Genomic DNA, 23,858 nt, shown 5'->3' on the forward strand with positions numbered 1-23,858 from the left:
CAATTAGTCATACCTATGGGATGATCAATGAAACGAATTCTGCTTACTGGTGCCGGGGGAGGCATCGGTCGCCGCATGCGACAGGCGCTCGCCGGCGCCTACCCCATATTGCGCGTATCCGACATGGTTGATCTCGGATCAGCGGGAGATGGCGAAGAGATCGCGGTAGCCGACCTCACCCGGGCGGAGGATCTGGAGCGGATCGTCGATGGCGTCGACGGGATCATTCATCTGGGCGGATTGTCCGTCGAGAACGCGTGGGACGATATTCTCCGCACGAACATAGACGGCGCATACCGGCTCTTCGAAGCTGCCTATAACGCTGGCGTAAAACGTATTGTTTTCGCCAGCTCGAACCATGCGATCGGGTTTTATCCGCGCGGCCAGATACTGGACGGCTCGGAGCGCCCTCGCCCCGATTGCCGGTATGGGCTCAGCAAGGTCTTCGGCGAGGGCCTGTCACAATATTTTGCAGACAATTATGGCCTTGGCATCCTCTCCATCCGCATCGGCTGGTGCTTCGAAAAGCCCGAAACCCAGAGGACTCTTGGGTCCTGGGTCAGCATAGGGGATCTGACGCAACTCTGCCGGATCGGGCTGGAGGTGCCAGACTTACACCATGAGATCGTCTACGGCATGTCCGACAATTCGCGCACCTGGTGGGACAACAAAACGGCACGACGCCTGGGCTATCGGCCAAATGACTCATCGGATGTCTGGGCTGCCGAAGTCGACAGCTCCGGCGTCCCGGAGCCGGGGGACGAAGTCGGCCTGGCGGTCCAGGGTGGTCCGTTCGCAAGCGAGGGATATCAGGGCGATCCGCGCCGCGTTGCCGTCCAAGGGGCGAAGTCGGAGTCCTGATCCGCTCACCGGCCGCTCTTATCAACCCGTATCGGGAGAATTACCGTGTCTCTTTCACCCCAGGCGCTCAAGGCCCGCATGGCTACCGGCCTTCTGTCCTTTCCAGTCACGCATTTTGATAACGAACTGAAATTCGCGCCCAACCCCTATCAGGATCATGTTTCCTGGCTGGCCTCTTACGATGCGGCGACGCTGTTTGCCGCCGGCGGAACCGGAGAGTATTTTTCCATTGGTCAGGACGAGTTTCCGGCCATCATCCGCGCTGCTGTTGAAGCAGCGGACGGACGCTCCCCGGTCGTTGCCGGATGTGGCGTGAATACGGTCCGAGCCATTGCCGACGCAAGGGCCGCGGAAGCTGCGGGCGCTGACGGCCTGTTGCTGTTGCCTACTTATCTGATGGCAGGAACCCAGGCCGGGCAAATCGCGCATGTCAAAGCCGTCTGCCAATCTGTTTCAATCGGCGTGGTAGTCTACAACCGCGCGACCTCCGTGCTCACCGCCGACAGCGTCGCCCGTTTGGCGGAAGTGTGTCCTAACCTGATCGGCTTCAAGGACGGGGTCGGCGAACTCGACCTCGTCACCCGGATCCGCACCATGCTTGGGGACCGGCTGGTCTATGTCGGCGGGATGCCGACCCATGAGTTATTCGCCGCAGCTTATGATGCCGCAGGGTTCAGTACCTATTCCTCGGCAGTGTTCAACTTTGTGCCGGAACTGGCCCTAAAGTTCTACGCGGCAATGCGGTCCGGTGACCGCGCTGCAATGGACGCCATCCTGAAATCATTCTTCTACCCATTCGCGAATATACGCGACCGGGTTCCAGGGTATCCGGTCAGTCTGATCAAGGGAGGATTGCGCGCTGTCGGCCGGGATGCCGGAGCGGTCCGCCCCCCACTTTCCGCAGCGACAGACAATGATGTCGAAGACCTTGCCGCGGTTATCGAATCCTGCGGCATGGCCGCCGCCGCTTAGAAGTAAGATTCATTCTTCGATAGATTGACCAATTGCAAAAAGGAGGCATACTTATCCAAGGATTATAGACGGCGCATCAAGCGCCGCATTCCGGCAACACGCACCGCACAAGAAAAAACAAACCAGCGGTGCATTGGTCCCGGGCACACAGCCGGGCCAAAAAGGGAGGAAATACAAAATGTCGATCATCCACAAAATCGGATCAACCGCGCTTGCCGTCGCTTTGCTGGCGGGTGTTTCCGGCAGTGTTGAAGCTGCTGAATGGAAAGGCTGGAACATCCACAAGCCCGGATATCCCAATACGGTCGCGATGGACAAGTTCGCCGAACTCTTGGCGCAAAAGACCGACGGGCGTCATACGCTGAAAATGTTCCATTCCGGCGTCCTTGGAAACCAGCCGGATGCGATCGAGCAGCTGCGCATCGGCGGCGTTGAGATCGGGAACTTCAATCTCGGACCGATCGGTCCCGTCGCGCCGGAGGCCAACGTCGTCTCCCTGCCCTTCATTTTCAAGGACATGGAGCATATGCATCGAGCCATGGACGGGGCGCCAGGCGATCAGATCAGTGCCGGTATGGCCAAAAAAGGCATGATCGCGCTTGCCTGGTACGATTCCGGCGCCCGCTCCTTCTACAATTCTAAACATCCGATCAATAAGCCCGAGGACGTCAAGGGCATGAAGGTTCGGGTGATGAATAACGATCTTTATTCCGGGATGATTGCCGCACTCGGCGGTAACCCTTCTCCGATGGCCTTCTCCGAAGTCTATCAGTCGCTGAAGACCGGGGTTGTCGACGGAGCCGAAAACAACTGGCCCTCCTATGAGTCGACCGGCCATTTCGAGGTCGCTGGCTATTACTCCCTGTCCCAGCACCTGATTATTCCGGAATGCGTCTGCATCAATGCCGACGTCTATAACGGTCTCTCCGACGCGGATAAAACCGCAGTAAAGGCCGCCGCACGCGAGTCCGCTGAACTGCAGCGCGAGCTGTGGGCGGAGCGGGCAGACGCCAGCCGGCAAATGGTGATGAAGTCTGGTGTGAAGTTCAACGATGTGGCTGACAAGGCGGCATTCCAGGATGCCATGAAGCCCGTTTTTGAGAAGTTCCTGGAAAGTAATCAGGAACTGAAGCCGCTCGTCGCTGCCATCCAGGCAACGCAGTAAAAACTCCTGTCCCGTGGCCGCCGGAATGACTCACAGATGCGGGTCATTCCGGCGGCTCTTTTTGACATTCGTCAAGCTGCGTGCCGCGTCTGGCACTTTTCGAGCCGGGTTTTCAGATGAACTCCATACATCAGGCCGGCCCCGAGGCCGGCGCCAGTACGACAAAGCATAATGGGATCGCCATGTTGCGGCAGTTTTTCCGGGGACTGGATACACTCTGCCTTCTCAGCCTTTGGGTGTCCGGGACAGCCATGGTCTTTCTGACCGCGATGTTCGGCTGGCTTGTGTTCGGCCGATACGTGCTGAACGCAACGCCGACCTGGGTCGAGCAAGTCGCCCTGCTGCTGGTCGCCCTGATCGGCTTTGTCGGTGCGTCGACCGGCATTCATGAAAGATCCCATCTCGGGGTTTCGTTTTTTCGCGACATAGCGCCCCGCCCACTGCAGCGCGTGATGGACTTCCTTGTCCACCTGATTATGGCGGTCTTCGGCTCGGTCATGATGGTGCAGACCTATAAGCTCGTCCTGTTCAAATGGAGCACGCAGATCCCGCTCATCCATGTTCCGGAAGGGCTCCGCGCGATACCGCTGACCTTCTGCGGAGCGGCATGTCTGATCTATTCGACAGGTCATCTGATCCGGTTCTTCCTGAACCGCGAGCCACCCTCTTCTTCTCCGCGCTGATCGGGATATTCAAATGGGACTTCTCATTCTGCTCGGCGTATTCGCCGTATGCGTCGTCATCGGCGTGCCCGTGGCATTCGCTTTGGCTGTTGCCGCCGTGACAGCATTCTTCATCGAAGGACTGCCGCTGGTCGTTGCATTCCAGCGCATCATCTCGGGCATCAATGTTTTCTCCCTGATGGCAATCCCCTTCTTCATTTTCGCTGGGGAGCTGATGTTTCACGGCGGCATCGCCATCAGGCTCGTCCGGCTCGCATCCGCAGCCGTTGGCTGGGTACGTGGCGGGCTTGGTGTGGTCAATGTCTTTTCCTCCATGCTGTTCGGAGGCATCTCCGGATCAGCCGTAGCGGATATATCGGCGCTTGGTTCGATCCTGATCCCGGTGATGAAGGAAAAGGGCTACGACGATGATTATGCTGTGAATGTTACCGTGACGTCGTCGATTGCCGGCATTCTGGTGCCGCCATCCCACAACATGATCCTGTTCGCTATCGCCGCAGGCGGCGGCATTTCGATTTCGCAACTTTTCCTGGCCGGGGTTCTGCCTGGCGTCCTGATGTGTCTTTGCCTGGCGGCAGCGGCCTATATCATCGCGGTCCGCAGAGGGTATGGGGTTGAACCGTTCCCGGGACTATACTCCCTGTTCATCAGTTTCATCACAGCCCTGCCCGGGCTCTTCACCGCTGTCATTATTGTCGGTGGCGTACTCTCCGGCGTCTTCACAGTCACCGAGTCAGGGGCATTCGGAACGCTCTACGCTTTCGCGGTGACGATGATCGTCTACCGCTCCCTGAGCTGGACAGCCTTCAAGACAGCCGTGCTCAATTCGGTCCGCACCACATCGATGGTGCTGATCCTGGTCGCCTCGGCGACAGCGTTCGCCTATATGCTGACCTTCTATCAGGTCCCCAGCCGCATGATCGAGTTCATGACCGGAGTCACCGAGAACCCGATAGCCATCCTGCTGATGATCAATCTCATGCTGCTTGTGCTCGGCATGATCATGGACATGGCGGCGCTGATCCTGATCTGCACCCCGATCTTTTTACCCGTTGTGATCTCGCTAGGCATGGACCCGGTGCAGTTCGGCATGATCCTGATGATGAATCTGGGATTGGGGCTCTGCACACCGCCGGTCGGGGCATGCCTGTTCCTCGGATGCGCAGTCGGCAAGGTTCCGATCGAACGCGCCGTACGGACGATCTGGCCGTTCTACGCGGCTATTCTTGTCGCGCTCATGCTGACGACCTTTATTCCTGCAATTTCGCTGACATTACCGCGTCTGATAGAAGGCTGAACGGTCTTGGGTCAGGCCCCGCAGGCTGGCGGTGCGTAGCCCACAACACCTGGCTCGCAAACGAAAACACCGCCGGCATGGGGCTGGCGCTCTTCGGTCCCCGGGGTGATCAGGCCGTCCCCCATGCTGGTGATATAAAGCTGCTCCAGCCGAGGGCCGCCAAAAGCGAGACAGGTGGGTTTTTCGACGGGAACCGGGATGGTTCGGTCAATTGTTCCGTCTGGCGTCAGCCGGAGGATCTGCCAGCCGTCGATGCCGGCCATCCAGTAACAGCCCTCTGCGTCCATCGCCGCGCCGTCCGGTCGTCCAGCCACGGCGCTCGTGTCGAAGAAGGTGCGCCGGTTCGATGGGGTTCCGGTTTCGAGGTCGTAATCGAACACCCAGATCGTCCGGATCGGCTTGTAGCTGTCGGAGAGATACATCCGCTTTCCGTCCGGTGAGCAAGCAAGTCCGTTCTGGATGTAGAGCCCATCCAGGACAGCCCGGCAGCTCCCGTCCGTATCCAGACAAAACAAGGTACCGTCACCTGCCTCTCCCGCCACGGCGTCGCGCGGGCCGCTTTTCGGCATGGTACCGGCCCAGAACCGGCCCACCGGATCGACCGTTCCGTCATTAAAGCGATGTGTAGCGAGCCCCGGCGCCATATCGTTCATGAGACGAACAGAACCAACAGACGGATCGAAAGCGCACCATCCTTCTTCCAGCCCGACAATCGCACCGCCCGACCGGCGAGGCGCCACGCACCCGATGGCAGATGGCATTGACCAGGTTTCATTCCGTCTCGTTTCGGGATGAAACCTGTGCAAGGAAGGCGCGGCAATATCCACCCACCAGAGCGCACTTGATTGAGCGTCCCAGACAGCGCCTTCACCAAGTGTGGCCTTGGCATCGAGGACGCATTCGACCGTGGTGTTCATGTCCGTTTCCTGATTCTCGGTTCAGCTAGAGGGACAAGCGCCTTATGAGGAAAGCGTTTTCCGGTATCGCGAGATACTGCCGCTGAGATGGTCGCGCATGGCGAGCCGGGCCGCGTCCGGATCGCCGGCGGAGATTGCGTCGGCGATTGCACGATGTTCCTTGTTCACCCGTTCGAGATAGCTTTTGTCTATCAGCCGCTCGCGGTCCTGTTCCGAAAGCGTGTTGCGCGGAATGGCGCGTTTTCCGAGTGAGTTCAGAAACGTCGCGAACAGCTCGTTGTTGGTTCCCTGGGCGATGGCGAGGTGAAACGCAGCGTCGAGCGCCACAGAGGACGCACCACTCTCCACGGCGCGCTCGAACTGGTTCAGGTTCTCTCGGATCCGGGCATCCTGTGACAGGCTGCGCCGTGTGGCAGCGAGGCCGGCAGCCTCTATCTCGACGGCCATGCGTAGTTCGAGAAGGTCGAGCGTGCTGTGCACATCGCCAGACAGGAATGACGCCATGCCCCTGTTCCGGGTACCGTTCGGGTCACGGACGAAAATACCGGCGCCGCGTCTTGGCTCGACCAAACCGTCGGCTTTCAGAACAGCAACAGCCTCCCTGATAACGGTGCGGCTGACACCATATTCGGCTTCAAGTTCTTTCTCAGTCGGCAGCCTATCGCCCGTTTTCATGGGCCCTGCGGCGATTTTAGCGCGCAGTGCCGCTGTCGTTTCCTGGGTGAGATTCCGTCCGCCATGAACCTTCTGAGGCATTTACATCGATTCCCGTTGCGTCTTCGAAGTATGATTAGTGGACTGTATATGTAGTATTAATTAGGATGATTGATCAATTCTATTCTGAACGTAAGGGTATCCCCGTTCGCCTCCCAATAAGCCGTTTGCGAGGCAGAAAACGCGATGCCGCCGCCTGGAAAATTCAGGAACTCAGCGTCGTTCATCTGTTCTCTGTTGCAGGGCGCGGCGGGGTTGCGTATAGACACCCGTCCTTGCTCGTTTTGGCGGGGCAGCATTCGAGGTTATTTTGCTTTTCGGGCAATGCCCTGCAGCAATATCGAAATGCCAATTGCGGATGGGTGGCCGAGCGGTTGAAGGCACCGGTCTTGAAAACCGGCAGGCGGGAGACCGTCTCGTGGGTTCGAATCCCACCCCATCCGCCATACCGCTTTTCGGAATTCAGGTTAGATTTTCCGAGTTCACTCTCGGTTATGGCTCGGTTCTGATCCGATTGAGAACCATGAGCCCTGTCTCCGGCACCGCCGTCACATTGATCTCGTAGCGGCACGGGGAGAGCAGCATTGATGCATACCTGTCCGGATTCTTCCTGATTTCTTCGGGGAAGTAATCGTTCAAGGCAACTCCGATCCAGCGAAATCCGTCACGGCCAAGAATATCCATTCCCCGGTGCATTGCTGCTTCGACACCAAGAGTTTCAAGCACCTCTGACACGGCAAATTCCCGATGGGCGAAACTCGCAAGTTTCAGGCGAACATGCTCATCATCACCAATATAGGAAAAATGCCAGCCTGCATGCTCGAGAACCGCAAGGTTTGAATCGAGGCGGTTTTTCAACATCTTGATTTTCAAGGTGAGCCTGAAATCCCGCAATTTTTGTGGACTACTCCGTTTGAAAGCGTGTCCCCATGCCGCCACGGGCCAGACAAAGACAGGATCGGCACCGTCGCGCTGCATATAGTTCAGACGGAGATTGAAATGGGTGAGCTGCAGGCCGATCACATCCACGTCCCTGCGGGTCAGGACCTCTCTGATGGCAGATGCGCGCGGAATTTCATCGACATCTGAAATGATGACGAGATCATCGTCCGCGATATTTTTCAATCCGTAGGAGAGTGCGTTGCGCTGGGCGTTTTCCTTGCCCCATGCATCCAGGTTCGACGGAAACGAGCCGATCTCGATATGGGTGATGCGATCTGCCCAACGGGCGAACCGAGCCTTGTTCTCGTCGTAGTGCAGCGGCTTGGCGATACCGCTATGGGCTTCCGCCGCTTCAACCAGGACGAACCGGTCAACAACATCGTCAAGTTCGCGCAGGCGAAGCTCAAGTATGTCGAGCTCATTGTTGAACATGAAACAGTCGTAGACGGTCATTGGAATCCTCGTAGATGCCTGCAGGCTGCATCGCTGCTTAGCGGAACGGCATGCTGCTGCCAAGTATGGCTGTTCTTGAGATAAGAATTCATTCTGTGCAGTGTGCTATCCGGCGCCCAGCTGGAAGGCAATTTGCGCATAATCCCAATGGAGAACCTCTTATGCCCATCACCTGCAAACGGGATCTGTTCGATCTGCCGACTGGCCTGACTTATTTCAACACGGCCAGCCAGTCTCCTTGCCTCATGGCGAGTTTCTCTGCCGGTGAGCGGGGACTCATGCGCAAGCGGCAGCCATGGATAGCCGAGCGTGCGGCCTTGCCGGGGGAGATGGAGCGCTGCCGCGAATTGTATGGTGGTCTACTCGGCAGCACGGCGGACGATGTCGCGATTGTCTTTTCGACCAGTTACGGAATTGCCGCAGCCGCGGCCAATCTGACTTTGGCGCCTGGACAGGATGTTCTGGTGCTCGAAGCGCAATTCCCGTCGAATGTTTATGCGTGGCAGAGACTGGCGGAGCAGTCAGGCGGCGGCGTTCGGTACGTCCCGCGCGGTGCGGACTTTGACTGGACCGGTCCGGTTCTGGAAGCATTGGACGACGGTGTGGGTATCGTGGCGCTGCCCAACTGTCATTGGTGCGACGGGGCGCTTGTCGATCTGGAGCCGATTGCGGCGGAATGCGTGAGGCGCGGGATACCGCTGGTCGTCGATGCGACCCAATCGCTTGGCGTAAAACCGCTGAATCTTGAAACGGTTCCGGCGGATTTCGTCGTCGCCTCGGGCTACAAATGGCTGCTCTGCCCGGACATGATGGGCTTCATGTATCTGGCGCCGAAGCACCAGACGGGCATGCCTCTGGAACTGAACCACGCTTCGCGGATCGACGCGCCGTCTATGGAGACCGGCAGCGGCCTTGGCGGGCACCTGAAGCCGAATGCGCGGCGCTTCGACATGGGGGCGGCGGATAGCATGATCCACATGCCGATGTGCGTCTCGGCGCTGGAGCAGATCACTAAATGGACGCCGGAGGCGATCCACAGCTATCTGAGCGCGCTGGTCGACGGGATTGCGGAGCGGGCGGAGGAGCGTGGCTTCAAATGCCCGCCAAAAGCCCGCCGCATCGGGCATTTCATCGGGCTTTACCGGGATGAGCCATGGCCGAAAGGTCTCACAGCACGGCTGGCGGCGCGCGATGTTCACGTCGCCTTCCGGAACGGCGCGCTGCGGGTCAGCCCCTACCTCTTCAATGACGAGGCCGATGTGGACCGCCTGTTCGCGGCGCTGGACACAGAGTTGCGTTAGGACCGGCGGAAATCGACTTGCTGGCTCTTGCCGCCGATGCTGACCGTGCTCATCTGCGGCGGCGCTTCGGCAATCACCTGGCCCCGGCGAATGACGAACAGTCGGTTCGGCTTCAGACGAATGGCTTCCATCACGTCGCCCGCCTGCAGGATCACCAGATCCGCATTCGCCCCTTTCGCGATACCGTAGCCTTCCAGTCCCATCGCTTTCGCCGAGTTCTCCGTAACGGCGGCGAACATCGCCTTCATCTCGTCAACGCCGGTCATCTGGCCGACATGGACCGCCATGTGGGCAACCTCGAGCATGTCGTGGCTGCCGAGGCTGTACCAGGGATCCATCACGCAATCATGGCCAAGCGCGACATTGATCCCGGCCGCCGTCATTTCCTTCACCCGCGTCATGCCCCGGCGCTTCGGATAGCTGTCGTGCCGCCCTTGCAGGGTGATGTTAATCAGCGGATTCGGGATCGCATGCATCTGGCTTTCCACCATCAACGGCAGCAGCTTGGAGACATAGTAATTGTCCATCGAATGCATGGATGTCAGGTGCGAGCCAGCCACCCTACCCTCCAGCCCGAGCCGCTTGGTTTCCGCCGTCAGCGTCTCGATATGGCGCGACATGGGATCGTCTGTTTCGTCGCAATGCATGTCGACGCGCAGGCCGCGCTCAGCCGCTATCTCGCATAGGGCGCGGACTGAGCGGGCGCCGTCTTCCATGGTGCGCTCGAAATGTGGAATACCGCCGACAACATCGACGCCCTTGTCCAAGGCTCGCGCAAGGTTCTCCGCTGCACCGGGGGCGCGGAAATAGCCGTCCTGCGGAAAGGCGACGAGCTGGATATCAATATAGGGCTTAAGCTCCTCCCGGACCTCTATCAGCGCGTCCACATTGATCAGGCGAGGATCGGACGTGTCCACATGGCTGCGAATGGCCAGCGTGCCCTTGGCGATGGACCAGCGGGCGAGTTCCCGCACGCGCTGTTTGATCGCGTCACCAGTCAGGTGCGGTTTCAGCTCCCCCCAAAGCTGGATACCCTCCAGCAATGTGCCGGATTGGTTCAGGCGCGGCTCGCCGAGGCTTAGGGTTGAATCCAGATGGAAGTGAGGGTCGATGAAAGGCGGCGTCACAAGACAGCCGCCCGCATCGATCACCCTGCCCGCGTCACCTGTGATCGCCGGCCCCACTTCGACAATGCGGTCTCCTTGAATGGCGATGGATTGGCCGGTACGCCCATCGGGCAGCGTGGCATTCTTGATCAGGATATCGAGCATTGGATCAGGCTTTCATTAAACGCGGTCACCGCGCCGGAACGGCACCAGCAGTGCTTTGGGGTAGCTCGCCCGCCGGGACATCACCACCATTGCCGCAATGGAGAGCACATAAGGGGCCATGAGGAAGAATTGGTAGGGAATCTGCGCACCGGCAAGCTGCTGCGCGCGGACCTGCAGAGCGTCGAGCCCGGCAAACAGCAATGCGCCGAGCAGTGCCTTGCCTGGACGCCAGGAGGCGAAGATCACCAGCGCAACGCAAATCCAGCCCCGGCCGTTGATCATGCCGAAATAGAAGGCGTCGAAGGCGCTCATGGTGATGAAGGCGCCGCCGATTGCCATGAAGGCACTGCCGACCATCACGGCACCGGTCCGCACCGCCAGCACATCAATACCCTGGGATTCGACCGCAACCGGATTCTCACCTGCCATACGGACCGCGAGGCCGAGCGGGGTGCGCTCCAGCACATACCAGACGGCGGGAACGGAGAGCAGCGCGAGATAGGTGAGCGGCGTCTGGCTGAACAGCGCCTCTCCGATCACCGGGATGTCGGATAGGCCCGGAATGGCATAGGGCTGGAACGGAACGATCTTCGGCGGCGTGGTCGCGTCCGGCAGCAGCATGCGGAAGACATAATAGCTGAGCGAAGAGGCAAACAGGGTGATGCCGATGCCGGTCACATGTTGTGAGAGCCCGAGATAAACCGTGAAACTCGCGTGAAACAAGCCGAACAGCGCGCCTATAAAGGCCGCGAAGACAATCCCGCCCCAAAGGTCCCCGCCCTGGAAGACCCACATCCACCCGGCCATGGCACCCATTGTCATGATGCCTTCGATGCCGAGATTGAGCACTCCCGCACGCTCGCAGATCAGCTCGCCGAGGGTGCCGAGAATGAGAGGGCTGACGATCCGGATGGTGGCGGCCCAGAACCCGGCGGTGAGGAGGATTTCGAAAATGTCTCCGATCATCGCGTCAGCTCCAGCGGATGCGGTAGCGGGTGAGCATGACGCTGACCAGGATGGTCAGGACCGAGAGGCCTACCAGCACGTCAGCGATGTAGGTCGGAATATCGGTCGACCGGCTCATCGCGTCGGCACCGACATAGACGGCGGAAATGAAGAAAGCGGACAGGATGACACCGAGCGGATGCAATTGCGCCAGCATGGCGACGGCAATCCCCGCATATCCAAAACCCGGCGAGAGATCGAGCGTGAGATAACCTTTGAGACCGGCGACTTCACTGACCCCGGCGAGACCGGCAAGACCGCCAGATATCAACGCAGTACGGATCACAGTTGCATTGACGCCGATACCGGCGAAACCGGCGGCGGAGGCATTCAAGCCAACGGCGCGGATCTCGTATCCCCAGACGGTGAAACGCATCAGCGCCCAGGCAAGCAAGGCGGCCACGAGTGCGAAGATGAAGCCAAGATGCAGGCGCCCCTTGGCCAGCAATGGCGGCCAAATGCCTTCGTCAATAATGGGCGCGGCCTGAGGCCAGCCGAGTGACATCGGGTCTTTCCAAGGGCCCTCAAGCAGGTACCCGGCCAGCAGCAGGATGACAAAGTTCAGCAACAGCGTCGTCACCACCTCGTCGACCTTCATGTGGGTCTTCAGCAACACAGGTACGATCAGGATAGCGCCGCCGGCCATGGCGCCGACAAGCATCAGGAACGGGACCATAAGGACGGGCGGCAGGGAAATGAGGCCGGTGCCAAAGAAGGTCGCGGCCAGCGCACCGCAATAGAGCTGCCCTTCAGCGCCGATATTGTAGAACTTGGCCCGAAAGGCGACAGCGGCAGCCAGACCCGTGAAGATCAACGGCGTACTGCGCGTCAGCGTCTCGTTCAAGGCGAAGCTGGAGCCGAGAGATCCTTTCAGCAGGGCGAAGTAAGAGGCCAGAACAGGCTCTCCGGCCCAGATGATCAGCCCGGCGCCAAGCACGAGTGCGGCCAGCACGGCAAGGGGTGGGGCCAGCAACACGCGCCAGAGCGCCACTTCCTGTCTCGTCTCAATGCGCATGAGCGGACTCCGCTTCGTGCCCGGACATCAGCAGACCTACATCGCCGACCGTAAGGCCGGCCGTGTCCTGAGGCGGCGTCAACCTGCCGTGATACATCACGGCTATACGGTCGCTGAGTGCGAAGAGTTCGTCCAAGTCCTCCGAGATCAGCAGCACGCCGGCGCCATCGGCACGTGCCTGCAGCAGGCGGCTCTGGACATAGGCTATGGCCCCCTCGTCCAGACCGCGTACCGGCTGGTTGGCGAGGATGAATTCAGGTCCTCGCGACAAGACCCGCGCAAGGATGAGCTTTTGCATGTTACCGCCTGATAACAAGCGGGTTTCCGCCTCCGGACCTTCGCAGCGAATATCGAATTCCTCGATCAGGCGCTTGCTCCGTTCAAGCGCTCTACGCTTGTCGATGACGAAGCCGGCACGCGCAATTTCAGCTCCGCGCCGGTCTTCGCTGATCAGGTTCTCCCAGAGCGGCATCTCTCCAACCACGCCTGTTGCGTGCCGGTCCTCGGGAATCCGGCCGACACCGCGCCGGACAAGCTCCGTCGGATCGGCAACGCCCGGCGCGCCGAGGATCTCGACATCACCCGCGTCGGCAGTCGCAAGACCAGACAAGAGGTTCGCTAGGGTGCGCTGGCCATTTCCTGCCACACCGGCAAGCCCGATGATCTCGTGTGCCCGGATCTCCAGGCTGACATCTTTCAGACTCTGCGCCTCGCTGTCCGATTGGCAATCGACATGTGTCAGACGGAGAACCGCGTTGCCAGGCATCATCGAGGTCACTTTCGGCCGGTTCACCTCTTCCCCCACCATCATCCGCGCCAGACCTGCCCGGTCCGCCTCGGAAGTCGTCACCGTTCCGGCAACGGCTCCCCGGCGCAGCACGACCACCCGGTTCGTATGGTTCAGTATCTCGTTCAGCTTGTGAGAGATGAAAATGACCGCCAGCCCCTTGGCCGTCAGTTTCTTCAGGGTCTCGAACAAGCTGTCCGATTCCTGTGGCGTCAAAACCGCTGTCGGCTCGTCCAGAATGAGAATGCGGGCGTCGCGGTATAGAGCCTTCAGAATCTCCACCCGCTGTCTTTCTCCGACGGAGAGAGCACCGACCAGCTTGTCCGGATCGGCATGGAGGCCGTACTCGGCCGCCATGTCCGCTATCTTCGTCCGGGCAGCCTTGATATCCCGGCGCCAGGCAAAGAGCGGCTCGGTGCCGAGGGTAATGTTCTCCAGCACCGTCAGGTTCTCAGCGAGGGTGAAATGCTGATGCACCATACCGATACCCGCCTGGATAGCGGCGTCCGTCGAGCCGGGCGGCAACGGTGCGCCATCCACGAGGATCTCACCCTCCTCAGCCACGTAATGGCCGAACAGAATATTCATCAATGTGGTTTTCCCAGCGCCGTTCTCGCCTAGCAGAGCAAGGACCTCACCCTGATTGAGGTCGAGCGAGATCGCATCGTTCGCGACCAGCGGTCCGAAACGCTTGGTGATGCCCCTGAAGGATAACAGGGGCATCACTGAGACAGATTTATGGGTCACGTGCGTGACATCCCAACGGATCAGAACGTGGATTTAGGCTCGTTGTCGTTGATCTCGACCACGAAATCACCGGACATGATCTGCTTGGAAAGCTCGGCGACCTTGGCTTTCGCGTCCGCCGGGATCTTGTCCTCGAACTCATAATACGGGGCGAGGCTGGCGCCGCCCTTCTGCATCATGGTCCATTCCTTGTAGTCCTCGGCTTTGAAGCTGCCGGCCTTGACCTGCTCAATGGCGTAGTCGATCGCACTTTCCATATGCCAAAGGGCGGAAGTCACAACCACGTCCTTGCCATTCTCTTCCTTGTTCATGTCGTTGACATTGCCAAAGGCAAGAATGCCTTTTTCGCGAGCGGCATCAACCACGCCGGCGCGTTCGGCATAAAGGATATCGACGCCGGATTCGATCTGGGCGAAGGCGGCTTCCTTGGCTTTCGGCGGATCGTACCAGGAACCGATGAAGGTCACCTTGAACTCGATCGAAGGATCGACGGACCTGGCGCCTGCCATGAATGCGTGGAACAGCCGGTTTACCTCGCCAATCGGATAGCCGCCGACCATGCCGATCTTTTTCGACTTGGTCATGCTGCCGGCGATGATGCCCATCAGGTAGCACGGCTCGTGGATATAGTTATCGAAAACGGAGAAATTGCTGCCGTGCGGCTTGAAGGGGTCGCCCATGACGAAGGCAACATTCGGATATTCGTCAGCCACCTTGCGGGCTTCGCGGCTGATGCCGAAGGCCTCGCCAACGATCAGCTGAACGCCGCTCTCGGCATATTCGCGCAGCACGCGGATATAATCCGTGTTGGAGACTTTCTCGGAATAGGAATACTCGATCTTGCCAGCGGCTTTTGCGGCCTCAAGGGCCTGATGCAAACGCGCATCCCATTTTTGCTGGATCGGCTGGGTATAGATGCCCGCGACCTTGATCTTGCCGGCCGCGTTGGCGAGCCCCGCCGGCAGCATGGATACGGCGCTGAGAGCGGCTAGCGTTGCCAGAACCTGGCGGCGCGAAAGAATTGTCATATCAGTCCCCCGAGAATCGAAACGTCTAATGTTCCGGACTCTCTCCGGATACATTCGATCATTTTCTGTTTTGCCAAATCCTCCCGTCTCATCCGTGGCATTCTTCTGCCCCCTGTTTCAGGAGGCCGCCCACCCTCGGGCTGCGATGCCATCGTATGTGACGGTTCAATTTCAGCATTTGGTTTCGGATTGTCAATCGAACCCGGAAGGGGGACAGGCAAACACCTGATTACCGTTATCCGGCCTCAGGATAAAACCGGAGGGGCATTTTCGTTACCGGGTGCATCATTTTCCTGCTCCGGAGCGACCACAGGGATCAGCAGGCTGAAAGTGGTACCCTCACCCGGTGTGCTCTCGACAGTCAGGCTGCCGCCGAGCACGTTGGCGGCAGCGTTGTAGGATATGTGGAGCCCAAGCCCCGTCCCGCCCTGACCGAACTTGGTTGTGTAAAACGGGTTAAAGATTTTTTCCGAGACGTCCTGCTCCATACCGATCCCGTCATCGCGAACCGAGATTCCAAGCATTCCACCGTCAGCCTCTGCAACGGAAATATAGATGTTGCCGGGTTTGTCCGGGAAAGCATGTTTTGCGGCATTGTCTACGAGGTTGGTGAGGATTTGCCCAAGTTCGCCCGGGTAGCTATCGATCTCGAGCTCATCGGAAATTTCCTCAATTGTGACCTGAATATCTTTTCCAATGGACGGCTGCAATGTCAGAACCGTAGCTGACACCAGCTCATGCAGGCGGAATTTCCGCCGGTATGATGTCGTTCTGTCGACAGCTACCTGCTTGAAGTTTGCGACCAGGTCACAGGCGCGCTCGACATTCAGGGACGCCATCGAGGTTGTTTTCCTAACACTATCCAGGAACGCCATAAGGTCTGACTTGCGCAGCCCCTTTTGCAGCAAGGCATTGAAACTCTCGATCTCGTGACTCTGGGCGGACAAGCTCAGTTTGCTGTTTCCCAGAGGCGTGTTCAATTCATGTGCTATGCCCGCGACCAGACGCCCGAGAGCAGCCAGTTTCTCAACCTCTACCAGTTCGTTCTGTGTCTTCTGCAAATTGTTCAGTGCTTCGGAAAGGTCCGCGTTAGTCGAGGCCAGATCCTGCGTGCGCCTTTGAACCCTCTCCTCAAGCTCCTCATTCATTTCCTTGAGAGCCTGCTCCCGGCTGACGAGCGCGTCGGCCATGGCTTCAAGATCTCCGGAGAGCTGGTTGAATTCCTTGATTGTTCCAGTCGGCCAGGTCTTTGGCCGGCGTCCCGATGCGACCAAACGGGCACGCTCGATAACGGACTTCACGGTGCGTGACATCGTTTGCGCCCAAAGCGGAGCCAGAAGTGCGCCGATGAGCGATGTTGAGATAAAGCCCGTGACGATGATGGCAACGAGTTCCCGGGTCGCGGAATTATCCATGCCACGTGGAATTCGGCTAACGAACAACCATCCAAGCGAGTTGGAAAAATCAGCCCACGTATAATAACTCCGGCCATCGTAGGAGAGCGTCTCCGGCATGGGCGTCCCGTTCAAACCAGCCTGAACAACAGGCAGATGCAGAAGGTTGTGGCGTCCCGAACGTGCAATTCGGGTATCTGCAACAACCTCTCCCAGCCGATCGACGATCCAGAGATCAAGTTGCCGGTCGCTACGCGAAAACTGACTTATGGAGACAATCTGAGCGAGAGGAACTTCCCCAATGATCGTTTTATTACTTCCTTCCAGAGGGACAGCTACGCCGACGGTCACTATTCCCGATATGGAGGATAGCTGCGTGTCACTCCAGGCCTGCTTCTTCGTATCGGCAACCGTTCGAAAAAGCCGATTGCCGGACATATCTATTCCGACAATTTCCTCAATATATTCAGTGCTGTAATTCTTGACGCTGGCATCGACCAACAAGCCCTGATCGTCGACCAGATAGATGGCGTCGAAGCCATCGCCTCGGGCCGTTTGCAGCAGAAAGTAGATTTCCTGTTCGGGAACATTATCGACGGCAGCGGCCAGAACCTTGAGGCGGTGTTCAAGGGAACGGAGGTACTCCTCTACACGCGCAGCCATCTCCGCCGCCGACTCTTTGGCTATCAGCCTGTTTTCATCGGCGATCTGCGGCAACCGTATGGCAAGCGTGATCGATCCGACGATAACGAGAGCAACCAAAGGCGTGAAGACGAATAGCAGAGAGAGCGCAACACGCAGGGAGAGAACCCTTTGGGCCTTCATTTCCGGATGAATTTCCCTTTTTGCACGGTAACGAAAACAAGCTGTCTGGCGCTGTCGCCATAATCGTCAAACGTCACTTTCTGTTGCAGTCCCTGGATTGTGCCGAGCGCATCCATTGACGATTTGATGGTCTGACTGTCATCCATGTCCTGGAGTGCGGAAAACAGGACAGTCGCACCATCATAAGCCGCGATGCTTGAAAAACCCGGGTCGGAACGGAAACGCGCTTTGTAAGCATCCCGGAATGCAACGTAATGTGCCGTCTCATCGTACCGGTCATAGGTCTGAAGCAGGAGCAGCCCTTCAATTGCGGCACCGCCAAGAGTGAGAAGGCTTTCCGAAGCAGCCCATTCCGCGGCCATGAGCTCTATTTCGCTGTTCTGCTTTCTTACCTGCTGGGTGAGTTGCGCAGCATCTACACCATTGGCGATAAAGATTATTGCGTCGGGATTCGAAGCCAACAGGGTCGTCGCCGCGCGCGAAAACTCTCCACCGATCGTGCTGTCGAACTGGAACGAGGCAACGAGCGTGCCTCCGAGCTCGGTAAATGCTCTTTCGAACTCATCTGTCCAGCTTTGGGAAAACAGCGCATTTCTTCCGTCAAGCGCCGCAGCGATTTTCCGGTGTCCTACATCGATGCTGTATCGCGCGTAAGCTTCGGCATACTGGCGGGTTGATGAGCCAATACGGTAGAAATGATCGTCATTGCCGACGAAAGACAGGGAAGAAACCGTCGGTGTAATCGAGACTGTCTGAGCCTCGTTGATCACTGGAACCATGCCGCCGGCGACAACGCTGAGATTGGGGCCGATAATCGCGTCTACACCCTCAGCAACCAAGGAGCGCGCAGCTTCCGCACCACCTTCCGACGTACCATGATCGTCGCGTACGAGAAGCTGGATCTGACGCCCGTTAATCCCACCGGCTTCGTTTTTCTCGTCGACGGCCATCTGGACGGCATTTCGTGACGCGATGCCGATATCGGATGCCCTTCCTTCCAGGCCACCGATAAATCCAAGACGAATGACTTCGGGCTCGCCACAGGCTGCGAGTTGCAGCAAGAGCATCATTACCCCAGAAAGCGTTGCAAATTGGCGCATGAGCTGTCTCTCCAGTGATCGATACACTGGACGTTTTCATAGTTAGAATAAAATTTAGTAAATGTTTCGACACGGCGGCAGACCGATGTCGCGCTCTGGCATTCGGCGGAGCTACGGACTCTGAAAAACCGGCAAACTAGGATATCAAATGCGGTCTGTTCTGTAGGAGGGTTCCATGACCGATCTTGAAGTCTATTTGTCCGGCGAAATTCACACGGACTGGCGCGCGGAAATCGAAGAGGCCGTAAAAGCTGCTGGATTGCCGATTGTTTTCACGGCGCCAGTGACCGTTCACGAAAACAGCGACGATTGCGGTGTTTCCATCCTCGGTGCCGAAGAGAAGCCGTTCTGGGCCGATCACAAAGGCGCCAAGGTCAATGCCATCCGCACCCGCACCCTGATTGAGCGTGCCGATATCGTCGTCGTCCGGTTCGGCGACAAATACAAGCAGTGGAATGCTGCCTTCGATGCGGGATACGCTTCCGCTCTCGGAAAGCCGCTCATCATCCAACACGACCCAGCACTGACGCACCCGTTGAAAGAAGTCGATGGCGCCGCGCTGGCCGTTGCGGAAACACCGGCACAGGTGGCTGCAGTATTGCGTTATGTGGTGACCGGAGAACTTTAAGGTCGAGCGCATAAACCGATGAAGCATATAGGAATTGTTGGCTGCTCGGCCGAAGGCGCGGCGCTCTGCTACCGGACTATCTGTTCTGAAGGAGCGGCACTGCTCGGCGCGCACGAGCATCCCGACATTACGATGCACACGCCACCACTCTCGAAATATGTCAGCTGCCTCGAAGCGGGAGATTTAAGCGGCGTCGGAGAGTTGATGCTTGATTCCGCCCGAAGACTGGAGCGCGCCGGGGCGGATTTCTTGATTTGCCCGGATAATACCATTCATCAGGCATTCGACTATGTGGCGGAGCGATCCCCGCTTCCATGGCTGCATATTGCAGAAGAATCCGCGGCTCTCGCCCGGGAGCATGGATTCCAAAAAGTCGGTTTGCTTGGTACCAGATGGTTGGTCGAGAGTGATGTCTATCCGGACAAATTCGACGCGCTTGGCATCGGCTGGGCCCGGCCTGAGCCGGAAGAGGTTGCCGAAATTTCACGGATCATCATGGAAGAACTCGTTCCAGGCCGTTTCCGCACTGACTCGATATCGTATTTTCAGGCGCTGATCGAACGCATGAAAGAGCGCGGCGCGGATTCGGTTCTTCTCGGCTGCACCGAGATTCCGCTCATTATCAGCGACGAAAACAGTGCTCTACCGACATTGGACTCGACGCGGACACTCGCCCGCGCGGCTCTTCGGGCGGCGGCCAGCTGATATCAGCCTGCACCAGAAACAAAACGCGCCGCTTGAAAGCGGCGCGTTCGGCAGTGTTTCGGATGTAGGGGGAATTATCCGAAGGTAATGTATTCGGCCCAGATCTGGTCCAGCTGTCGCAGCGTGGCCGTCGCATTTTCCATGCCGCGCAGAAGTTCGCCGCGGCCATTGGTGAATTCCATGTGACGCTCTTCCAGTTCCCGGAGCCGGGAGACGATGTCCCTGCCTTTGGGGGACAACCTCAGGCGCACCGAACGGCGATCGTGCGCCGCACGTTCCTGCTCCAGATATCCGTACTCGGACAGTTTCTTGACGTTGTAGGAAACGGTCGAGGCCTGATAGCCCTTGCGATGAATGAGATCCCGGACGGGAATGTCCTCGTCCCCGATACCGACAAGCATCAAAGCCTGTGAAGGATTGATATTGTTGATACCCATGGATTCGAGTTCAACGCGAACCACATCGAGATACCGGCGATGCAGCCGGTCGAGCATCGATGTGAGTTCCAGATAGCCCGACCGTACGGTTTCGGCGGATGCGCCGATGCCGATATCAGCCGTATCGATCTTCAGAGCAGAGCGTCGAAGTGTTTGTACGGTCATGGTTTGTCTCCGCATTGCATGAGCAGTTGCTTTCGAACTGATGCCATTCCATCAAAATGGTTTCTATTTGTAAAGCTTAATCCGTAAATGACGTTACGAATGACTGTCACCCCAAGGTATGATGCTGTTTTATCCCGCTAATGCGCTGATTTCCTTCTAAAAATTAAAAAGAATTTCATAGAAAAAACCGGACCGACCCAAAGCCACCTCCGGTCCTTTGATGATTTTGATGCGCTCGCGCCGGACAATTTATGCCAATAACCATTCAGAAGGGCGATTGACCAGCGCCGACGCTCAGAGATTATAAGAACAAGATTCCAGTGCAAGGCAGAGCAAGGGCGTCGGTTTCTATGCGGAATCCGCCTCGTGCACTTCAGATTAGAAATGGAAACGGGAATGACTGATTTGGAGCGACACGGCGCAGGTTACGTGGACAGTTATTATGGCCGGACTCTGAAAGCGCCCGTCTCACGCCCGCCCCTCGCACATGATCTTGACTGCGATGTCTGTGTCGTTGGCGGCGGCATGGCAGGCCTCGCCACGGCCCTGGGGCTTGCGGAGCGGGGAAAGAAGGTTGTCGTCCTTGAGGCTCAACGGGTCGGTTGGGGTGCATCAGGCCGCAATGGCGGTTTTGTCAGCGCCGGGTACAGCCTTGGATCGGACGGTATTGAAGCTGTCGTGGGTCGCGAGGATGCAGATGCGATTATGCGGCTCAGCCTCCACGCCCTCGCCCTGATCCGCTCACGGCTTGATCAATACGGCATCGATGCCGGGCCGATGCAGGACGGCATTGTGAAGGCGTCCTGGCACAGGAATGCCGATGGCCTGAAAGCCAGTGCTGAGAAGATGAACAAGCGGTTCGATCTTGGACTGGAATTCAAAAGCCGCGAGGAAATGAAGGAACTCTACCGGACAGAGCGGTACAACGAGGGCCTTCTGGACCCGACGGCGTTTCAGTTTCACTCCCTGAACTTCACCAACGGTATCGCAGATGCTTGCACCAGTCTTGGAGCAACAGTCTATGAGAACAGTGCCGTAACTCACATGGACCTCAGCACTGACAAAAAACGGATAAACACCGCGACCGGCAGTGTGACTGCCAACCAGGTGGTCATCTGCTGTTCTGGATATATCCGCAACCTGCATCCGAAGCTGTCACGGGCAACTTTGCCGGTCGGAACCTATGTGGTCCTCACAGAGCCACTCGGCGACCGGCTGCAAGATGCCATCAGAGCGCCCTATGCGACGTCGGATAGCCGCCTCGCGGGCGATTATTACCGTGCCCTGCCCGATACAAGATTGCTATGGGGCGGACGTGTCAGCTCCAATCTGTCGCCGCGTAATCTGGGGCAGAAGATGATTGGCGATATCCTGAAGATCTATCCCCAACTCGAAGGCATTCGGGCCGAAGTCGCCTGGCCCGGGACCATGGGCTATTCGGTGCACAAGATGCCCCAGATCGGACAGCTGCAACCGGGTGTCTGGTACAATCAAGGATATGGCGGGCACGGCATGTGCGCCACCACGGCCGGTGGAGAGGTCGTGGCAAAGGCCATCGCTGAGGATGACGATACCTATAAGCTGTTCGCACCCTTCGGCCTCGATTTTGCCGGTGGCCCACTCGGCCCATTGATTGCCCAGTGCGCTTACTGGGGTTTTCAGATACAGGACCGGTGGCAGGCCTGGCGTTCTCACTAAGATCTACGCGCGTAAGCACGGCCCGTCGCGACGAGGCCAAGGGTGCAGATGCGCCTAGGCCATCTGCTCCTTCACTTTCAGGAACCTGATTTTCGGCCAGTTCTCCGCCGTGTGCTGCAGGTGCCAGCCATTGCGGGCCATGAAGACCGGCATGTTGTCATGGTCGTCGGCCAGATCGCCCTGGTTCGCCTCGATGAACTTCTTAAGCTCCGCCGGGTCTTCGGCTTCCAGCCAGCGCGCCGTATACAGGCCCGCGGTCTCGAAACTCACCGGCACGTCGTACTCGGTGCGAATCCGGTCCGCCAGCACTTCGAATTGCAGCGCGCCGACCACGCCGACGATCCAGCTGCCGCCGATCCGGGTCTTGAAGGCCTTCGCAGCCCCCTCTTCCGCCAGCTGAACCACCGCCTTCTCGAGATGCTTCGCCCGCAGAGGGTCGGTCGGTCGAACCCGTTGCAACAGTTCCGGCGCGAAGCTCGGAATGCCGTTGAACTGGAGATCTTCACCCTCGGTCAGCGCATCGCCAATCCGCAGGTTGCCGTGGTTCGGGATGCCGATGATGTCGCCCGGCCAGGCTTCGTCTGCAATTTCACGGTCCTGGGCCAGAAACATCACCGGGTTGTGGATGTTCATCAGCTTGCCGCTGCGCACATGCTTCAGCTTGGCGCCGCGCTTGAAATGGCCGGAGCAGATCCGGGCGAAGGCAATGCGGTCCCTATGCTTCGGGTCCATGTTTGCCTGGATCTTGAAGATGAAAGCCGAGACTTTCTTCTCCGACGGCGTCACTTCACGCGTTTTCGTCGCCTGCGGACGCGGCGGCGGAGCGTAGCGCGCAACGCCGCCAAGCAGCTCCCGCACCCCGAAATTGTTCACCGCACTGCCGAAATAGACCGGCGTCATGGTGCCACCAAGGAAAGCTTCCGGATCGAAGTCCGGGCACAATCCGCGCGCCATCTCGACTTCCTCTCGGAGCTGCTTTGCGACCGAAGCCGGCAAAAGCTCGTCAAGTTTCGGATCATCCAGCCCGTTGCAGGTCAGGCCCTGGTCCGGTGCATCGTGACTGCCGCGATCCATCAGGATCAGTTTATCGTTCAGCAGGTCGTAACAGCCCTTGAAGGCTTTCCCCATGCCGATCGGCCAGCTCGCAGGTGTCACGTCGAGAGCCAGTTTCTGCTCGATCTCGTCCAGCAGCTCGAAACTGTCCCGTGCCTCGCGGTCCATCTTGTTGACGAAGGTGATGATCGGCACATCGCGCAGGCGGCAGACCTCGAACAGCTTCAAGGTCTGTTCCTCGATACCTTTCGCGCCGTCGATCACCATGATGGCGCTGTCGACGGCCGTCAGGGTCCGATAGGTGTCTTCGGAGAAGTCTTCGTGGCCCGGCGTATCGAGCAAGTTGAACGTGTTGTCCCCGTAATCGAAGGTCATGACCGACGAGGCGACGGAGATGCCGCGCTCACGCTCGACCTTCATCCAGTCGGAATGGGCGCGCCGCTGCTGCCCGCGCGCCTTAACGGCACCGGCCATCTGGATCGCGCCCCCGAACAGGAGCAGCTTCTCGGTCAAAGTGGTCTTACCGGCATCCGGGTGCGCGATGATCGCGAAAGTGCGCCGGCGCCCCACAGCGTCGTCAAGGGAACTCATCTAATCGTCCTTATTGGGGAACGCCGTCGTATATAAAGACTTTGTCCGGTCAGTCCAATAGCGGATCCTAACGGGCGGCCATGCGGAAACGGGAGGCCCTTCAA

At 58.4% G+C, this 23,858-nt stretch carries 21 protein-coding genes and 1 tRNA gene; 10 read left to right on the forward strand and 12 right to left on the reverse strand.

Annotated elements, in window-relative coordinates; all coding sequences use genetic code 11:
• Positions 1-27 precede the first annotated feature (27 nt).
• The 5 genes from K328_RS0105280 to K328_RS0105300 all read left to right on the forward strand — a co-directional run bounded on the left by K328_RS0105280 (position 28) and on the right by K328_RS0105300 (position 4,978).
• A complete protein-coding gene (locus K328_RS0105280) occupies positions 28-861 on the forward strand; it encodes an NAD-dependent epimerase/dehydratase family protein (protein ID WP_028465083.1) in 834 nt (277 codons plus the stop codon).
• A gap of 45 nt (positions 862-906) precedes the next feature.
• A complete protein-coding gene (gene kdgD, locus K328_RS0105285; protein ID WP_205620581.1) occupies positions 907-1,833 on the forward strand; it encodes a 5-dehydro-4-deoxyglucarate dehydratase in 927 nt (308 codons plus the stop codon).
• 178 nt (positions 1,834-2,011) lie between these two features.
• The gene (locus tag K328_RS0105290; RefSeq protein WP_028465085.1) at positions 2,012-2,998 is read left to right on the forward strand and encodes a TRAP transporter substrate-binding protein; all 987 of its coding nucleotides are present in this window, start codon (positions 2,012-2,014) and stop codon (positions 2,996-2,998) included.
• A 116-nt stretch (positions 2,999-3,114) separates the two neighbouring features.
• Entirely contained in the window at positions 3,115-3,681 is a 567-nt protein-coding gene (locus tag K328_RS22640) for a TRAP transporter small permease (RefSeq protein ID WP_084608211.1), read from the forward strand.
• A gap of 13 nt (positions 3,682-3,694) precedes the next feature.
• On the forward strand, positions 3,695-4,978 hold the full coding sequence (locus tag K328_RS0105300; protein WP_028465087.1) for a TRAP transporter large permease: 1,284 nt from the start codon (positions 3,695-3,697) through the stop codon (positions 4,976-4,978).
• An 11-nt stretch (positions 4,979-4,989) separates the two neighbouring features.
• Here K328_RS0105300 and K328_RS0105305 read toward each other — a convergent pair whose 3' ends face one another.
• Both K328_RS0105305 and K328_RS0105310 read right to left on the reverse strand, forming a co-directional pair.
• Positions 4,990-5,895, reverse strand: coding sequence for an SMP-30/gluconolactonase/LRE family protein (locus K328_RS0105305; RefSeq protein ID WP_028465088.1), 906 nt, complete (start codon positions 5,893-5,895; stop codon positions 4,990-4,992).
• A gap of 42 nt (positions 5,896-5,937) precedes the next feature.
• Entirely contained in the window at positions 5,938-6,651 is a 714-nt protein-coding gene (locus K328_RS0105310) for a FadR/GntR family transcriptional regulator (RefSeq protein ID WP_028465089.1), read from the reverse strand.
• A 314-nt stretch (positions 6,652-6,965) separates the two neighbouring features.
• Here K328_RS0105310 and K328_RS0105320 point away from each other — a divergent pair.
• Positions 6,966-7,055, forward strand: a tRNA-Ser gene (locus K328_RS0105320).
• A 46-nt stretch (positions 7,056-7,101) separates the two neighbouring features.
• Here K328_RS0105320 and K328_RS25620 read toward each other — a convergent pair.
• Complete coding sequence (locus K328_RS25620; protein ID WP_084608212.1) at positions 7,102-8,067, reverse strand: glycosyltransferase family 17 protein; 966 nt, start codon at positions 8,065-8,067, stop codon at positions 7,102-7,104.
• Between the two features lie 98 nt (positions 8,068-8,165).
• Here K328_RS25620 and K328_RS0105330 point away from each other — a divergent pair, with 98 nt between their 5' ends.
• Positions 8,166-9,305, forward strand: coding sequence for an aminotransferase class V-fold PLP-dependent enzyme (locus K328_RS0105330; RefSeq protein ID WP_028465092.1), 1,140 nt, complete (start codon positions 8,166-8,168; stop codon positions 9,303-9,305).
• On the opposite strand, the gene K328_RS0105335 is transcribed toward K328_RS0105330, so the two are convergent.
• From K328_RS0105335 to K328_RS0105365, 7 genes are all read right to left on the reverse strand, one after another.
• Complete coding sequence (locus K328_RS0105335; protein ID WP_028465093.1) at positions 9,302-10,576, reverse strand: amidohydrolase family protein; 1,275 nt, start codon at positions 10,574-10,576, stop codon at positions 9,302-9,304. The two genes, K328_RS0105330 and K328_RS0105335, sit on opposite strands and share 4 nt — an antisense overlap.
• A 15-nt stretch (positions 10,577-10,591) precedes the next feature.
• On the reverse strand, positions 10,592-11,542 hold the full coding sequence (locus tag K328_RS0105340) for an ABC transporter permease (RefSeq protein ID WP_036553165.1): 951 nt from the start codon (positions 11,540-11,542) through the stop codon (positions 10,592-10,594).
• A gap of 4 nt (positions 11,543-11,546) precedes the next feature.
• On the reverse strand, positions 11,547-12,596 hold the full coding sequence (locus K328_RS0105345) for an ABC transporter permease (protein WP_028465095.1): 1,050 nt from the start codon (positions 12,594-12,596) through the stop codon (positions 11,547-11,549).
• A complete protein-coding gene (locus K328_RS0105350; RefSeq protein WP_342665264.1) occupies positions 12,586-14,130 on the reverse strand; it encodes an ABC transporter ATP-binding protein in 1,545 nt (514 codons plus the stop codon). The genes K328_RS0105345 and K328_RS0105350 overlap by 11 nt, the downstream gene beginning before the upstream one ends.
• Positions 14,131-14,150: 20 nt before the next feature.
• The gene (locus K328_RS0105355) at positions 14,151-15,158 is read right to left on the reverse strand and encodes a BMP family protein (RefSeq protein ID WP_028465097.1); all 1,008 of its coding nucleotides are present in this window, start codon (positions 15,156-15,158) and stop codon (positions 14,151-14,153) included.
• A 245-nt stretch (positions 15,159-15,403) separates the two neighbouring features.
• Positions 15,404-17,377, reverse strand: coding sequence for a sensor histidine kinase (locus K328_RS22650; RefSeq protein WP_051284531.1), 1,974 nt, complete (start codon positions 17,375-17,377; stop codon positions 15,404-15,406).
• Complete coding sequence (locus K328_RS0105365) at positions 17,374-18,477, reverse strand: ABC transporter substrate-binding protein (protein WP_028465098.1); 1,104 nt, start codon at positions 18,475-18,477, stop codon at positions 17,374-17,376. Before K328_RS0105365 ends, K328_RS22650 begins: the two co-directional genes overlap by 4 nt.
• Before the next feature lie 175 nt (positions 18,478-18,652).
• Here K328_RS0105365 and K328_RS0105370 point away from each other — a divergent pair, with 175 nt between their 5' ends.
• Positions 18,653-19,105 carry a YtoQ family protein gene (locus K328_RS0105370; RefSeq protein WP_028465099.1) on the forward strand — a complete coding sequence of 151 codons (453 nt, stop codon included), beginning with the start codon at positions 18,653-18,655 and terminating at the stop codon, positions 19,103-19,105.
• 18 nt (positions 19,106-19,123) lie between these two features.
• Positions 19,124-19,810: an aspartate/glutamate racemase family protein gene (locus K328_RS0105375; RefSeq protein WP_028465100.1), complete on the forward strand. Its 687-nt coding sequence runs from the start codon at positions 19,124-19,126 to the stop codon at positions 19,808-19,810.
• Between the two features lie 74 nt (positions 19,811-19,884).
• Here K328_RS0105375 and K328_RS0105380 read toward each other — a convergent pair whose 3' ends face one another.
• On the reverse strand, positions 19,885-20,412 hold the full coding sequence (locus K328_RS0105380; protein ID WP_169721175.1) for a MarR family winged helix-turn-helix transcriptional regulator: 528 nt from the start codon (positions 20,410-20,412) through the stop codon (positions 19,885-19,887).
• A 396-nt stretch (positions 20,413-20,808) separates the two neighbouring features.
• Between K328_RS0105380 and K328_RS0105385 the strand changes: the two genes are divergently transcribed.
• Positions 20,809-22,110 (forward strand): NAD(P)/FAD-dependent oxidoreductase, encoded by a 1,302-nt coding sequence (locus K328_RS0105385; RefSeq protein ID WP_028465102.1) that lies wholly within the window; start codon positions 20,809-20,811, stop codon positions 22,108-22,110.
• 54 nt (positions 22,111-22,164) lie between these two features.
• On the opposite strand, the gene K328_RS0105390 is transcribed toward K328_RS0105385, so the two are convergent.
• Positions 22,165-23,754, reverse strand: coding sequence for a peptide chain release factor 3 (locus tag K328_RS0105390; protein ID WP_028465103.1), 1,590 nt, complete (start codon positions 23,752-23,754; stop codon positions 22,165-22,167).
• Positions 23,755-23,858 lie beyond the last annotated feature (104 nt).

This window comes from Nisaea denitrificans DSM 18348 (assembly GCF_000426505.1).
Lineage (GTDB): Bacteria > Pseudomonadota > Alphaproteobacteria > Thalassobaculales > Thalassobaculaceae > Nisaea > Nisaea denitrificans.